Genomic DNA, 14,344 nt, shown 5'->3' with positions numbered 1-14,344 from the left:
CAGGAAATCTGCCATTTTTGCTACTTTTTCAATAGCTTCCAATGCATGTGCAGCCTGCGCAAAAGGCATTTTTAATGCTGAAAATTCGTTTTACGGCCGACGCGAAGACATTTTGGCACTGGCCCGGCTTTTGCGGATTCGTTTGGCAGGAAGCAAGGCGAAGAAGCGACTGCGCTGGCGAAAAACGGGCTCAGTAATACAGCGCGTTTTCAAGCTCAAGAAACTTTTCAGGCCCTACTGCCTCGCGGATCCTGGGGGCGAGTTCCTTGAGCTTGTCGAGATTGCCAGCCGACTCCACGGCCAGGTTGAGCCTGAAACCGCGCAAGCCCAGGCCAGCCGTCAGGCGCGCGGCAATGGGATAGGCCTTTGAATAATGGGCCTGGGCGCTGACCGTCGGCAGGCCGTCGGCATTGACAGAAAGCGCGGCCGACGACGGCACATTTGGCACATCTGCGCCGTTTTTGTCTGCATTTGCGCCCGGAACCGGCGTTGCAGCGGCAGAGCTTGAAGGCGCAAGCAGTCCCAGTGACACCAGATGGCTCACATCGTCGGGCGTGATGCCCAGACCGGCCGTCGCTTTGAGGACTTCATGGATTCCGCGTTTTCCATCGAACAGGATGAAGGCCGAGCGCTGGCGTGGCGTCAGCGGGACCGACCGGCTTTGCAGGGCAGACTGACCCAGTGGTGTTTTTGAATAGATCATCGGCAGGACTTTCTTCGACTACCGGCCGCCCTGTTGACTGCGGACGGTCATTGTTTGTTTTAGGGAACGAATTTCTTTGTTTTTTTCATTGTCAACAAGATTTTTACATCTTCAGAAAATTTTCCTGCTTGTCAATGCAGGTTAATCCGCACAGTTGGGCGGACTTCCTGCCGTGATGGCGGGCGGCAAGGTGGCGCCAACCGGCTTTTCTTTTGCAGACTGCCCGCACGCATGAAACAAAGGCTCCCGTCATGTGACAGGAGCCTTGAGGATTTATAAAAATCCCGGCGTGAAGCCCGCCAGCACCGGCGGCCGAATCGCCTGGTCAGTCGTTGGCATAGATGTCAACGTCCTTGGTTTCCTTCACAAACAGCGTGCCAACCACAAACGTCATGCCGGCAATGATGATCGGATACCACAAGCCGTTGTACATGTTGCCGGTTTGCGCCACGATGGCAAAAGCAGTGGTCGGCAGCAAGCCGCCAAACCAGCCATTGCCAATATGGTAGGGCAGGCTCATGGAGGTGTAGCGGATGCGCGTCGGGAAAAGTTCCACCAGCATGGCGGCAATCGGGCCATAGACCATGGTCACCAAGAGCACCAGATAGAACAGTATCAGGGTCACCGTGAACTTGTCCACCTTGTCGGGGTCGGCCTTGCTGGGGTAACCGGCAGTTTTCAAGGCATCGGCCACGGCCTTCTTGAATTCAGCGTCTTTTTTCCTGGCTTCTTCAGCAGACAGGCCCTTGGCGGTATAGCTGGCGATCTCGGTTCCGCCGATCTTGATGGTCGCGGGCGTGCCTGCCGCACCGGCGGCGTTTTCATAGCTCACCGATGCGCCGGCCAGCACCTGTTTGGCAATGTCGCAGGAACTGGTGAACTTGGCGGTGCCGGTCGGGTTGAACTGGAACGAGCATTCCGACGCGTCGGCTGTCACCACCACCTGGTTGGCGGCCTGTGCGGCGGCCAGGTCGGGGTTGGCAGCCTTGGTCAGCGCGGTGAACACCGGAAAGTAGGTCAAGGAAGCCAGCAGGCAGCCGGCCATGATGATGGGCTTGCGGCCGATCTTGTCCGACAGCATGCCGAAAATCACAAAGAAAGGCGTGCCCAGGATCAGCGAGTAAGCCACCAGGATGTTGGCCGTCGGGCCATCGACCTTGAGCGCCTGCGTCAGGAAAAACAAGGCATAGAACTGGCCCGAGTACCAGACCACGGCCTGGCCGGCGGTCAGGCCGATCAGCGCCAGGATCACGATTTTCAGGTTTTTCCACTGCCCAAACGACTCCGACAGCGGCGCCTTGGAGGTGCGGCCTTCCGCCTTCATTTTCTGGAAGGCGGGCGATTCGTTCATCGACAGACGGATGTACACCGAGACCGCCAGCAGCAGGATCGAGACAATGAAGGGAATGCGCCAGCCCCAGTCGGCAAACGCGGCTTCGCCGACGGCGGTTCGCACGCCCAGAATGACCATCAGGCTCAGGAACAGGCCCATGGTCGCCGTGGTCTGGATCCATGAGGTATAGGCACCGCGCTTGTGCTGGGGCGCGTGCTCGGCCACATACACCGCCGCGCCGCCGTACTCGCCGCCCAGCGCCAGGCCCTGCAGCATGCGCAGGGCAATCAGGATGACCGGCGCGGCAACCCCGATGGACGCATAGTTGGGCAGCAGGCCGACGATGAAGGTGGACAGGCCCATGATGACGATGGTGACCAGAAACGTGTATTTGCGGCCGATCATGTCGCCCAGTCGGCCGAACAGCAGCGCGCCGAAAGGCCGGACGATGAAGCCGGCGGCAAAGGCCAGCAGCGCAAAAATGAAGGCCGAACCGGCGTCCAGTCCGCTGAAAAATTGCCTTGCAATGATGGCCGCCAGCGAGCCATAAAGATAAAAATCGTACCACTCGAAAACCGTACCCAGCGAAGACGCGAAGATCACTCGCCTTTGCTCCGATGACATCGGTCTGTTGTCAATTGCGGGTGTTGCCATTGTCTTGTCTCCAAAATAATAAATGCCTCCTAACTGGAGGCTAGGGTTAGTATTTTGGACACGCCTGTCACAAGTCTGACGTGAAAATAACAAAACCTTTCATGAGACTTTCATCAGTCTGACAAGCCAAGGGCTAACCCTGGAGACATTTTTCAGCATGTGAAGCTCGTCGGTACAAACCCTAGCGGCGACGCGTGATGGCTGACGAAACCGCATGCACCCCGTTCCAGTCCGGCCCGTCAAACCAGGGGTCGCCCAGCAGGTAAGCGCGCAGCATGGGAAGCGCATCCAGTCCCCAAAAAAGCTTGTCGTCAACGGCGAAGGTTGGCACGCCGAAAACGCCGTGTGCAATGGCGGCATCGGTATTGCTCTTCAGCTGCGCCTTGACGGCGTCGCCTTCGGGATCGTGCTGTGGCCGAAGCTGCGTCGCCAGCGCCTGCAGCCGCTGCGCATCGACGGCTTCGGCGCCACCGCGCCAGACATGGCGAAAAATGGTTTCGCAGACATAGCGGTTGGGCGCTCCCGGCGTCGCCTCGGAACTGCTGGCCAGCGCCAGCCGCAGCAGCGCCAGGGGATTGAACGGATGGCTGGCGGGCATCTCCAGGGCAATGCCCCGGCTGTGCGCCAGCCACAGCACCTGGCGGTAGGTCCATTCGCGCTTGGAGGCGATCTCGGCCGGCCCCAGCTGGCCATGGTGCTTCAGCAGGCCGGCGAACAGCACTGGCACATGGCTGACGCGGTAGCTCACGCCCATCAGCGCGTCGGGCAGTGCTTCAAACGCCAGGTGGGCATAGGGCGAGATGAAGTCGAGATAAAACGTGATGTGTTTCATGGCGGAAGGTCCTTGTCTGAATCAAGCATAGCGGCAAGGCCCGGCACCGGCACACTGGGGCGTTGGCCCTGCATTGACCTGGCGCAAGATGCACCAGGTGCGCCCGGGCAGTGGGCCTGCAACAATGCAGCATCTCCCGGCTTTGCGTTTTTTCCACCGGCCTGCCATGAAAAAAAACCCTGTGTCTGCGCTCCCTGCGCTGGAATTCCTGTCACACCTCCGGGTGTTCCGGCAGGTGCCGCACGATGCACTTGCGACCCTGGCCAGCCACTGCCAGTGGACCGGTTTTGCCGCAGGTGCCATGGTGCTGGCGCAGGGCCAGGTGCCGGATCAGCTGGTGCTGGTCGTCAGTGGCACGGTGAACCTGCAGGACACGGATGTGGGCTGGACAGTGGCCTTGCAGACAGGCGACTACTTTGGTGCTGGCGTGACGCCGGTTTTTCAACAGGCGAGCTGGCAGGCGGTGGCCGCCACCAACGTTTCGCTGGCCATTTTGCCGGCCGATGCCCTGAATGCGCTGTGCCGGCACCAGCCTGAACTGGTGGTTTTCTTTCCTTCACTGCCGGCCTTTTCCGGCGAAGCGCCTTCAGGCAGCCCGGCCCTGCCCGAACAGGCCGGCGAACCCGGCCTGCTGGGCACGCCGATTCGCCTGCTGATCCGGCGCGAAGCCGTCACCTTGCCGCCAGCCACCCCGATCCGCGCGGCCGCAGCGCTGATGCAGTCGCAGCGCGTGTCGTCGGTGCTGCTGGTCGAGAACGGCCAGTTGTGCGGCCTTGTCACCGACCGCGACCTGCGCAACCGCGTGCTGGCCCAGGGCCTGGACACCGGCCGCCCGGTGGCCGACATTGCCACGCTGGTGCCGCTGACGCTCGACGCGGCAAGCCCCGCCTTCGAGGCGCTGCTGCTGATGGCGCGGCACAACATTCACCATGTGCCGGTGATGGACGGCCAGCGCCTGGCCGGCATACTCACCGCCACCGACCTGGCCGAGCAGCACAGCACCTCGGCGGTGTACTTGGTGGGCGACATCCACCAGCAGACCGATGTCGAAGGCCTGGCCCGGATCAGCACGCGCATCCAGCGCCTGCAGCAGCACCTGGCCGGCGCCAATGCCAGCGCCTACAGCACCGGCCACATTGTCACCGCCATCACCGATGCACTGACCACGCGTCTGATCCATCTGGCCGAGGCGAAACTCGGCCCCGCACCCATCGACTATGTCTGGGTGGCGGCCGGCTCGCAGGCGCGCAGCGAACAGACCGCCAGGTCCGACCAGGACAACTGCCTGGTGCTGGACGACCGTTACGACGAAGCCGCGCACGGCGACTATTTCCGCACCTTTTCCAGGTTTGTCTGCGACGGCCTGGCAGCCTGCGGCTACATCCACTGCCCGGGCGAGATGATGGCCATGACCGACACCTGGCGCCAGCCACGCCGGCGCTGGATGCAGTATTTCGAGCAGTGGGTGCAACAGCCCGAACCGAAGTCGCTGATGCTGACCTGCGTGTTCTTTGACCAGCGCGCCATCCACGGCAAGGCCGAACTGCTCGACACCTTGCGCCAGGGCGTATTGCAGCGCACCCGGGGCAACAGCCTGTTTCTGGCCTACATGGTCAGCAATGCGCTGAAGCATCGGCCGCCGCTGGGCCTGTTCGGCAACATTGCGCTGATTCGCGGCGGCGACAACTCCCGCACCATCGACCTGAAGCACAGCGCCATCGTGCCCATCGTGGACCTCGCGCGGGTGTATGCGCTGGCTGGCGGCCTGCAGGCCGTCAACACCAGTGACCGGCTGGCCCAGGTGGCCGAGGCCGGCGAGGTAAGCCTGCAGGGCGCGCGCGATTTGCGCCATGCGCTGGAGTTTTTAAGCAAACTGCGCATCGACCACCAGTCGCGCCAGACGCTGCGCGGGCAGGCGCCGGACAATTTCCTGGCGCTTGAAGACTTGTCGAATTTTCAACGCAGTCAGCTGAAGGACGCCTTTCTGGTGGTGCAGACGCTGCAGGGCGTGCTGGCACAGCGTTACCAGTCGGGACGCTTCTGAGTCGCTGCGCCATCGGTGGCCTTGAGCCTGATGCGCTATGAATTAAATAGCTGCTTATGCACGCTGATATTGCGCAAGCGACATATTTCATCAATAAATTCGTAATTATTAACGCTTTCGGTTTGATGGATGCTTTGTTGGTTGACTGCCTTTGGCTTTGGGTAGGTTCTTCTGTGGTCTGAGGGGTGAGCGCCTTCCCGGCGGGGGGTAGCTTTCTTTTCGGGCAAAAAAGAAAGTCACCAAAGAAAGTTGCCCGGGGTCGGGAGCGGGTTAGAGCTGAACGCTCTGTCGGGCCATCGCTTCGCTGGGCCCTGGGCACCTGGATCTGAGGGCTGGTGGCGTTGTCAAAGGCTGGCTGGTTCGACCGCTCGTTCGCCAACAGCTTCACGCTCTGCTTGACCGTTTCATTGATGTTTCAAAGACTGCTGGCAGTTTCGTAGGTCGGGTTAGCCGCAGGCGTAACCCGACATCGGCGATTTGCGTCTTTACTTTGTCGGATTACGCCTGCGGCTAATCCGACCTACCCTGACAAAGCTGAGCAGTTGCGCTTCTGATGAAGAAATTCTTAATGGAACAGCGCTGATGTGCGCAGCGTAAGCAAACCAGATCAAGCAGAGCGTGAAGCTGTTGGCGAACGAGCGGTAGAACCAGCCAGCCTCCGGCATGGCTACCAGCCCTCACCTCCAGGTGCCCAGGGCCCAGCGAAGCGATGGCCCGTCAGAGCGCTCAGCTCTAACCCGATCCCCAGGCAACTTTCTTTCGTGAGTTTCTTTTTTGCCCGAAAAGAAAGTTACCCCCCGCCGGGAAGGCGCTCACCCCTCAGACCACAGAAGAACCTACCCAAAGCCAAAGTACAAAAACCGCAGCGATCAACCCGCAAACATCAGCAGCTGCAAAAAACTCAATACTTGAGCCGCGCATAGTAGGTTTCCTGCGCCGCCTCCCGCGCCTGCCGCAAGGTGTGGATGCCCATGCCCTGCAGCAGCGGCAGCAGGCGCAGCAGCACTTCGGCGGTCACCATGGCATCCCCCAGCGCCGTGTGCCGGCCCAGCACGGTGATGTTGAAACGCCCGGCAATGGCTTCGAGCCGGTGCGATTCCTGGCTCGGATGCACCACCGCCGACAGCAGCAGCGTGTCGAGCACCGGCTGGTGGAAGGCCACGCCGGTGCGCGCCTCCTGCAACTGTAAAAACTTCATGTCGAAGGCCGCGTTGTGCGCCACCAGCACCGTATCCTGCGCAAACGCGTGAAAGGCGGGCAGCACCTCGGCAATCGTCGGCTGGCCGGTGACCATATCCTGCGTGATGCCGTGGATGGGAATCGAGGCGGCTGAAATCAGCCGGCCCGGGTCCACCAACTGCTCGAACGACTCCTGGCGCAGCAGCCTGCCGTTGACGATGCGGGCCGCGCCGATCTGGATGATCTCGTCGCCTTGCGACGGACTCAAACCGGTGGTCTCGGTGTCGAACACGGTAAAGGACAGCGACGAGAGCAGCTGGTCATCAAGCGCGCTGGCCTGTTCGCTGACCTGGAACAGGTCAAAATCGTAGTATTCGGGTCGGCTCTCGTTCTGCATGATCTGCGATGCTTCGAGCTGCTCCTGCTTGCTGGCCAGCGGCAGCAGGAAACGGAAAAAAGCCTGGTGCCGCACGCGCTCGCGCTCGAACCACATCTCGCCGCCGTGGCGCTCGACCACGTCGCGTACCGTCAGCGGCGTGCTCTGTGTGCCAAAACGCATCGGGTCCATTTCCCAGGCCATGACGGTTTCGGTGCTCATCACCTGGCCGGACCAGATCAAATCGAGTTGCGCGCGCTGGCCCACCTGCTGCAACCGCAGCTGCAAAAACTTCACGTCGAATTCATCGACCAGCCGGCTCGCCAGGTAGGTCAGTACCTGCAGCAGCGTGAAGCTTTCGACCTTGAGCCACAGGCTGGCATCTGCGCCTTCGACCGCCACGCCGCGCTGGCAATGGCTTTCGATCTGGCGCTGGGCGGCGGTGACAAAGTCGGTGCCGAGCATTTCCTCCAGCGGCCAGCGCGTCTTGAGCCCCTGGGTCGAGCGCTGCACCAGGTCGGTGATGCGCATGCTCATGGCGCTGACTTCCTCGCGCACCACGCGCAGAAACCGCTCGCGCATCTCGGGCTCCAGGTCGGCGTAACCGAGCATGTCCACCGCCGCCTGCATGTTGGCCAGGGACGAGCGGCTGCCCTCGGTCAGGCCGTGCAGCAGCTGGTCGCGCACCGTGGCCTCCTCGAAACTCTGCGTCACGTTGTCCAGCATCAGCACAAAGCCGCTGATGCCGGCGTCCGGCCCGGCGCCTGTCGCCGGGTCGCGCACTGGCGCCATCTGCACGCGGATCAGCTGGCCGGAGCGGGTGGCCGTGACAAACTGCGCCGACGGGCTGGCCGCGCCCCGGCGCAGGCGCTGGTGGATGGTTTCCAGCGCATGGGCTACCAGCTGGCGGTCGAACACGGCGTAAATCGAGCGGCCGATGCCCATCAGCTCGGCGCCATCGGCCAGTGTCGGCGCCTGCGACAGGGCGCGAAACTGCAGCCGGGCGCGGCTGTTGTAGAGCAGGATGCGGCCGTCGAGGTTGCAGACCACCACGCTTTGCGTCAACTCGGCCATCAGCGCGGCCAGGCGATTTTTTTCCTGCTGCACGTTGCGGCTGGCCAAAGCGATCTGCTCGGCCATGTCTTCGCGCAGGCGGTCGCGCTGGCCAGCCAGTTCGTTGATGCTGCCGGCCAGTGCGCGGAGTTCGGTGCTGCCCTGGGGCGTGAGCTGATGCGCTTCGCTGGCGGCGAGCAGCACGCGGGTGGCTTCCAGCAGGCGCACCGGAGCGCTGGCGTAGCGCAGGTAGAGCCGATGCATCCCGTACGCCACGCCCGCCAGCGCCGCCAGCCAGCTCATGCCAAGCAGGGCGATGCGCGGCCCCAGCACCGCACCCACGGTTTCGCGCTCGTCAGGTGCCAGCGTGGACCAGACCAGCGCCCCGCTCACGACCAGCCAGGCGGCCAGGGCCAGCCCGACAGCGGCGATCGCCAGCATCAGCCTGCGGTCGGGCTGCTTCATGGTTGGACGCCGAGCATGTCAGCCACCTTCTGCACCAGTTCACGCGTGGAAAACGGCTTGGTCATGTAGGCGTCCGCGCCCAGCGCCAGACCCTTGGCCAGGTCGGTGTCACGGCCCTTGGCGGTCAGCATCAGGATCTTGGTGGCCTGCAGTTCCTCGCTGGCGCGCACCGCCTGGCAAACCTCGAAGCCGGATTTTTTGGGCATCATCACATCGAGCAGCACCAGGTCGGGCCGGTCACGCGCAATCATGTCCAGCGCTTCCTGGCCGTCTCTAGCCACCAGCACGGTGTAGCCTTCGCGCTTCATCAGGTATTCAAGCGAGATCACGATGTTGGGCTCGTCGTCGGCCACCAGTATTGTCAAGCTCATGTCTTGTCTCCTCTTGTTGTAGTTGGCGCCTGCGGCACGGGCGCGTTCCAGGGCAGGTGAAACGCAAAGCAGGCGCCCTGCCCGCTGGCGGCCTCCAGCCACAGGCGCCCGCCGAAATGCTCGACGATCTGGCGGCTGATCGGCAAGCCCAGGCCGGTGCCCTGCGGCCGGTTGAGGCCATCGCCGCCCTGCCGGAAGCGCTCGAAAATCAGGCCCTGCTGTTCTGCCGGTACGCCGGGCCCATTGTCCAGCACGCGCACTGTCAGGCCGCTGACATCGCTGGCCAGGCTGACCACCACCCGGCCGCCGGGCACCGGGACAAACTTGACGGCGTTCGACAGCAGGTTCAGCACCACCTGCAACAGGCGGTCCGGATCAGCCCGCAAGTGCGGCACGTGCGGGGGCAGGTGCAGCTGCACCTCGCACTGCCGTTCGCGGAACATTTCGGCGGTGGTTTCGACGGCCCGGGACAGCAGCGCGCCCAGGTCCACCTCGGCGTTGTGCCACTCGGCGTTGCCCGACTCGATCTTGGCCATGTCCAGCACCTGATTCACCAGGCGCGTCAGGCGTTCGGTTTCCGAGACGATGATCAGCATGAAATGCTGGCGCTGCGCCAAGTCCATGCCGGCGTCGTCGCGCATCAACTCGGCAAGCGCGCGGATCGAGGTCAGCGGCGTACGCAGCTCGTGCGTGACCGAGGACATGAAATCGTCTTTCAGGCGGTCCAGGCTCTTGAGTTGCTCGTTGGCCTGGCGCAACTCGGCCGTCGCGCGTTCCAGCGAATGCGACTTTTCTTCCAGTTCACGCGAATAGGCGCGAATTTGCGACGATTCATCGAGAATGCGCAGCACGTCCTCGGGCGTGAGGACTTCTTCTTCAACGACCGAGGCCACCAGCACCCGGGCCGAGGCGCTGCCGACGGCGCCAGCCAGCTGGGTTTCGACAAACTGCACCAGCCGGGCATCGGGCCGGATGCTCTCTCCCTGGCGCACGCCGGCCGTGCGCGCATAGGACGCGAACAAGGACCTGGCCTTGGCGGCGCCCATGAAGCGCTCGCACAGGCGCAGCAAATCGGGCACCTTGGCCTGGCCGCGCCAGAACACCGGACTGGATGCAGCGGTGCGCTGGAACACATCGACAAACAGCAGCGCCTGGCTGGCTTCCTGCCCCGACGGCGCGCGCCACAGCGACAGGCCGACATAGGCGCCCACGTTGACCAGCAGGCTCCAGAACAGCGCATGCGTGAGTCCGTCCAGGCCCTGCAGGCCGAGCAGCTGCTCGGGCCGCAGCAGTGTGATGCCCCAGGGCCCCAGTGTCAGGAAGTCGGTGCCGAGCCAGCCTGACTTGGCAATTGACGGCAGCATCAGCGTGTAGGCCCACATCAGGAATCCGGCCAGCAAGCCCGTCAGCGCGCCCAGCCGGGTGCCGCCCTTCCAGTACAGCCCGCCCAGCACTGCCGGCGCGAACTGGGCCACGGCGGCAAAGCTGATCAGGCCGATGCTGACCAGCGCATAAGCCTCGCCCGCCAGGTGAAAGTACACATAGCCCAGCACCAGCACGCCCAGGATGGCGGCGCGGCGGATGCCCAGCAGCAGGCGGCTCAGGTCGTGCCCGGCGCCGCCGTGAAAGTGCCGCGAGCGCAGCAGCAGGGGCAGCACCAGCTCGTTGCTGACCATGGTGGACACGGCAATCGTCTCGACAATCACCATGCCGGTGGCCGCCGACAGGCCGCCAATGAACGCGACCAGCGCCAACCCATGCTGGCCGGCAGCCAGCGGCAGCGACAGCACAAAGTTCTCGGGGTTCATCGGGCTGGCGCCAAAGTACAGCAGCCCGCCCAGCGCGATCGGCAGCACGAACAGGTTGATCAGCAGCAGGTAGAGCGGAAACACCCAGACCGCGCGGCGCAGGTGGCTTTCGCGCACGTTTTCCACCACCATCACCTGGAACTGACGCGGCAGGAACAACACCGACAGCATCGACAGCAAGATCAGCGCAAACCATTGCGTCCAGGCAAACTCGGCACCCTGCTCCAGCCGCACCAGGCTTTGCAGCGCCGGAACGGCCCGGGCGCGGGCGAACAGGTCGGCCAGGCCGTCGAACAGGCCATAGACCACGAACAGGCCGACGGCCAGGAAGGCCACCAGCTTGACCACCGACTCGAAGGCGATGGCCGCCACCATGCCCTCGTGCCGCTCGGTGGCGTCCAGGTGCCGGGCGCCAAACACCATGGTGAAACCGGCCAGCACCAGCGCGACATAAAAAGCGCTGTCCTGCATCCAGGGCGGCGACCCCGACGCGGTGGTGCCGGCAGGCGCGGTCAGCAGTCCATAGCCTGCCGACACGGCCTTGAGCTGAAGGGCAATATAGGGAACCAGGCCGACCACGGCAATCAGCGTGACCAGCCCGGCCAGCAGGGGGCTTTTGCCATAGCGGCTGCCGATGAAGTCGGCGATCGACGTGATGCGAAAGGTTTTGGCAATGCGGATCATCTTGCGCAGCACCATCCAGCCCAGCACCATGGCCAGCGTCGGCCCGAGGTAAATCGGCAGGAACCACACGCCGCCCGATGCCGCCCGGCCGACGCTGCCAAAGTAGGTCCAAGCGGTGCAGTACACCCCCAGCGACAGCGCGTAAGTCCAGGGGTTGGCAATGATCGAGCGCCCCTCGGCAGCCCGCCGGTCGCCGTAGTACGCCACGGCGAACAGCAGCAGCAGGTAGGCCAGCGAGGCGCCGATGACCCAGACAGGCGACAGCATGCCTAATCGTCCGGATGCGTCTGGCCCGGCCGCTCCATCTGCCAGGCCAGCACGGCGATCAGCAGCGCCCAGAGAATGAACAGCGCGGCAGGAAACAGCGGAATGCCCCAGAGCATGGCGTCCCGGTCCCACAAGCCCAGCAAGGGAAAGTTGAACAAAAGCCAGCCGCCAGCAAAGAAGGCCAGCAGTCGTTGCGCACCCAGTCCTTTGAACACCAGCGTCTCCTTGTCCCGTTAGCCGGGTTGATGCAGATCAGTTCTTGGTGCTGGTTTTGGCGACGCCTGCATGGGCGTGGCGGGACAGCGCGAAGTCAGCAAAAAACTTGCACCAGATGGTGCTGCCGGCAATGGCCGACCAGGTGGCGTAGTCCAGTTGCCCGAGCAACACAGCGACGATGACGACCACGACGACGGTACCGGCGACCAGGTTGACCGCCATTTCGTAAGGCGCAAACTTTTCCGGATGTGGCGGCGACTGGCCACCCTTGAGCGCGACCTCGGAAAAATCACGCCTGACCAGAATGCGCCAGGCCCGGCGCAGCCAGTAAAACGCCATCGGGAACAGCGCCAGAAAAAGAATCCACGTCAAGGCAACGCTGAAATCAAAAACCATGCAGCACTCCCTGAAACCGGCGCTGCACCATGCAGTGCCGAAGCGGTTGAATTGAAAAGAAAAGGCCCTGCCAGCACAGCCAGCAGGGCCTCCATTGTCACTCCCTGCCCGCCTGAACGGGCAAAGGGATTCGCATCAAATCGTGGCGGGTCAGGCTCAATGACTGCCAGTGACCAGTTTGGAGCCGCGCGGAATACGCACTGCTTCGACCATCGCCTGGATATGCGCGGGCGGCTCTTTGGTCACCTTGTCCACCAGGTAGGCCACCCCGAAATTCACCATGGCGCCGACCGCACCGAAAGCTTCCGGCGTGATGCCGAAAAAGCTGTTGGCGCCGCCGATCATCGGCAGAAAGTCGGTTCCCTTGATGAAAAAGATACCCTTGTGCGCAAACACATAGAACAGCGTGATGAACAGGCCGGCCAGCATGCCGGCAATGGCGCCTTCCTTGTTCATCTTCTTGCTGAAGATGCCCATCATGATGGCCGGGAACAATGTGCTGGCAGCAATACCAAAGGCCAGCGCCACCGTGCCTGCGGCGAAGCCCGGCGGGTTGAGTCCCAGATAGCCGGCCACCACGATCGCCACCGCCATGGACACCTTGCCCGCCATCAACTCACCCTTTTCACTGATGCCGGGCATGAAGATGTTTTTCACCAGGTCATGCGACACCGCTGACGAAATCGCCATCAGCAAGCCCGCCGCCGTGGACAGCGCAGCGGCCAGGCCGCCCGCCGCCACCAGCGCAATCACCCAGTTGGGCAACAGCGCAATTTCAGGATTGGCCAGCACGATGATGTCGGGATTGACCGTCAGCTCGTTGCCCTTCCAGCCGGCAGCCGCTGCCTTGGCGGTCGCCGCTGCGTTCTGGCTCTTGTCGTTGTAGTACTGGATGCGGCCGTCGCCGTTCTTGTCCTCGAACTTCAGCAGACCGGTTTTTTCCCAGCGCTTCATCCAGTCGGGGCGCGACTCGTTCAGGATGCTGGCTTCAGGTGCATACAGGTCACCGCCCGTCTTCACGGCGGTATTCACCGTCGCGTGCAGGTTCAGCTTGGCCATGGCCGCCACGGCGGGTGCCGTGGTGTAGAGGATGGCGATGAACACCAGCGCCCAGCCGGCAGAACTGCGGGCATCCTTGACCGAAGGAACGGTAAAGAATCTCATGATGACGTGAGGCAATCCGGCAGTTCCGATCATCAGCGACAGTGTGTACATGAACATGTTCAGCGTGCTGCCGGCGGTTGTCGTGGTGTACTGGCCAAAGCCCAGGTCGGTCACCACCGAATCCAGCTTGGACAGCAGCGACACATCACTGCCAGCATAGTTTGCGCCCAGCCCCAGCTGCGGAAATGCATTGCCTGTCAGTTGCAGCGAGATGAAGATCGCAGGTATGGTGTAGGCCAGGATCAGCACGATGTACTGGGCGACCTGGGTGTAGGTGATGCCTTTCATGCCCCCGAATACGGCGTAAGCAAACACAATCGCCATGCCGACATAAATACCGACTTCACTCGATACGCCGAGAAAGCGCGAGAACGCCACACCTACGCCGGTCATCTGTCCGATGATGTAGGTCAGCGATGCGATGAGCAGGCACACCACGGCCACCGTGCTGGCGCTCTTGGAGTAGAAACGGTCGCCGATGAACTGCGGCACCGTGAACTTTCCGAACTTGCGCAGGTAGGGTGCCAGCAGCATGGCCAGCAGCACATAGCCGCCGGTCCAGCCCATCAGGAAGAGCGCGCCGCCGTAGCCCATGTTGGAGATCAGACCGGCCATGGAAATGAACGATGCGGCGCTCATCCAGTCGGCAGCGGTGGCCATGCCGTTCATCACCGGATGAACGTTTCCGCCAGCCGCATAAAACTCGCTGGTCGAGCCAGCGCGCGCCCACACGGCAATGCCGATGTAGAGCGCAAAGCTCAGGCCGACAAAAAGGTAAATAGTGGTTTGAAGATCCATT

General features: G+C 62.7%; 10 protein-coding genes. 1 reads left to right on the top strand and 9 read right to left on the bottom strand.

Features of this window, described 5'->3' with window-relative positions:
- Positions 1 to 190: 190 nt before the first annotated feature.
- From GZ092_RS08975 to GZ092_RS08965, 3 genes are all read right to left on the bottom strand, one after another.
- A complete protein-coding gene (locus GZ092_RS08975) occupies positions 191 to 703 on the bottom strand; it encodes a hypothetical protein (RefSeq protein WP_293636054.1) in 513 nt (170 codons plus the stop codon).
- Positions 704 to 1,028: 325 nt separating this feature from the next.
- Positions 1,029 to 2,690, bottom strand: a complete 1,662-nt coding sequence (locus GZ092_RS08970) for an MFS transporter (protein ID WP_293636053.1) — start codon at positions 2,688 to 2,690, stop codon at positions 1,029 to 1,031.
- Positions 2,691 to 2,871: 181 nt separating this feature from the next.
- Positions 2,872 to 3,522, bottom strand: coding sequence for a 2-hydroxychromene-2-carboxylate isomerase (locus GZ092_RS08965; protein WP_293636052.1), 651 nt, complete (start codon positions 3,520 to 3,522; stop codon positions 2,872 to 2,874).
- A gap of 166 nt (positions 3,523 to 3,688) precedes the next feature.
- Here GZ092_RS08965 and GZ092_RS08960 point away from each other — a divergent pair, with 166 nt between their 5' ends.
- Positions 3,689 to 5,566: a DUF294 nucleotidyltransferase-like domain-containing protein gene (locus GZ092_RS08960; RefSeq protein WP_293636051.1), complete on the top strand. Its 1,878-nt coding sequence runs from the start codon at positions 3,689 to 3,691 to the stop codon at positions 5,564 to 5,566.
- A gap of 901 nt (positions 5,567 to 6,467) precedes the next feature.
- On the opposite strand, the gene GZ092_RS08955 is transcribed toward GZ092_RS08960, so the two are convergent.
- From GZ092_RS08955 to GZ092_RS08930, 6 genes are all read right to left on the bottom strand, one after another.
- The gene (locus GZ092_RS08955) at positions 6,468 to 8,639 is read right to left on the bottom strand and encodes an exonuclease domain-containing protein (protein WP_293636050.1); all 2,172 of its coding nucleotides are present in this window, start codon (positions 8,637 to 8,639) and stop codon (positions 6,468 to 6,470) included.
- Positions 8,636 to 9,010 carry a response regulator gene (locus tag GZ092_RS08950; protein ID WP_293636049.1) on the bottom strand — a complete coding sequence of 125 codons (375 nt, stop codon included), beginning with the start codon at positions 9,008 to 9,010 and terminating at the stop codon, positions 8,636 to 8,638. Before GZ092_RS08950 ends, GZ092_RS08955 begins: the two co-directional genes overlap by 4 nt.
- Positions 9,007 to 11,769: a sensor histidine kinase gene (locus GZ092_RS08945; protein WP_293636048.1), complete on the bottom strand. Its 2,763-nt coding sequence runs from the start codon at positions 11,767 to 11,769 to the stop codon at positions 9,007 to 9,009. Before GZ092_RS08945 ends, GZ092_RS08950 begins: the two co-directional genes overlap by 4 nt.
- Before the next feature lie 2 nt (positions 11,770 to 11,771).
- The gene (locus GZ092_RS08940) at positions 11,772 to 11,984 is read right to left on the bottom strand and encodes a hypothetical protein (RefSeq protein WP_293636047.1); all 213 of its coding nucleotides are present in this window, start codon (positions 11,982 to 11,984) and stop codon (positions 11,772 to 11,774) included.
- A 37-nt stretch (positions 11,985 to 12,021) separates the two neighbouring features.
- On the bottom strand, positions 12,022 to 12,381 hold the full coding sequence (locus GZ092_RS08935; protein ID WP_293636046.1) for a hypothetical protein: 360 nt from the start codon (positions 12,379 to 12,381) through the stop codon (positions 12,022 to 12,024).
- Positions 12,382 to 12,537: 156 nt separating this feature from the next.
- The gene (locus GZ092_RS08930) at positions 12,538 to 14,343 is read right to left on the bottom strand and encodes a sodium:solute symporter family protein (protein ID WP_293636045.1); all 1,806 of its coding nucleotides are present in this window, start codon (positions 14,341 to 14,343) and stop codon (positions 12,538 to 12,540) included.
- Between the last annotated feature and the right edge of the window lies 1 nt (position 14,344).

Origin of the sequence: Polaromonas sp. (assembly GCF_010365105.1) — a bacterium.
Taxonomy (GTDB): domain Bacteria; phylum Pseudomonadota; class Gammaproteobacteria; order Burkholderiales; family Burkholderiaceae_C; genus Polaromonas.
This window is presented reverse-complemented; position numbering and strand designations above follow the sequence as displayed.

What these genes read in the sequence shown, in the direction of transcription:
- GZ092_RS08975 (WP_293636054.1), bottom strand. Translation starts at nt 703, where the DNA reads ATGATCTATTCAAAAACACCACTGGGTCAGTCTGCCCTGCAAAGCCGG.
- GZ092_RS08970 (WP_293636053.1), bottom strand. Translation starts at nt 2,690, where the DNA reads ATGGCAACACCCGCAATTGACAACAGACCGATGTCATCGGAGCAAAGG.
- GZ092_RS08965 (WP_293636052.1), bottom strand. Translation starts at nt 3,522, where the DNA reads ATGAAACACATCACGTTTTATCTCGACTTCATCTCGCCCTATGCCCAC.
- GZ092_RS08960 (WP_293636051.1), top strand. Translation starts at nt 3,689, where the DNA reads ATGAAAAAAAACCCTGTGTCTGCGCTCCCTGCGCTGGAATTCCTGTCA.
- GZ092_RS08955 (WP_293636050.1), bottom strand. Translation starts at nt 8,639, where the DNA reads ATGAAGCAGCCCGACCGCAGGCTGATGCTGGCGATCGCCGCTGTCGGG.
- GZ092_RS08950 (WP_293636049.1), bottom strand. Translation starts at nt 9,010, where the DNA reads ATGAGCTTGACAATACTGGTGGCCGACGACGAGCCCAACATCGTGATC.
- GZ092_RS08945 (WP_293636048.1), bottom strand. Translation starts at nt 11,769, where the DNA reads ATGCTGTCGCCTGTCTGGGTCATCGGCGCCTCGCTGGCCTACCTGCTG.
- GZ092_RS08935 (WP_293636046.1), bottom strand. Translation starts at nt 12,381, where the DNA reads ATGGTTTTTGATTTCAGCGTTGCCTTGACGTGGATTCTTTTTCTGGCG.
- GZ092_RS08930 (WP_293636045.1), bottom strand. Translation starts at nt 14,343, where the DNA reads ATGGATCTTCAAACCACTATTTACCTTTTTGTCGGCCTGAGCTTTGCG.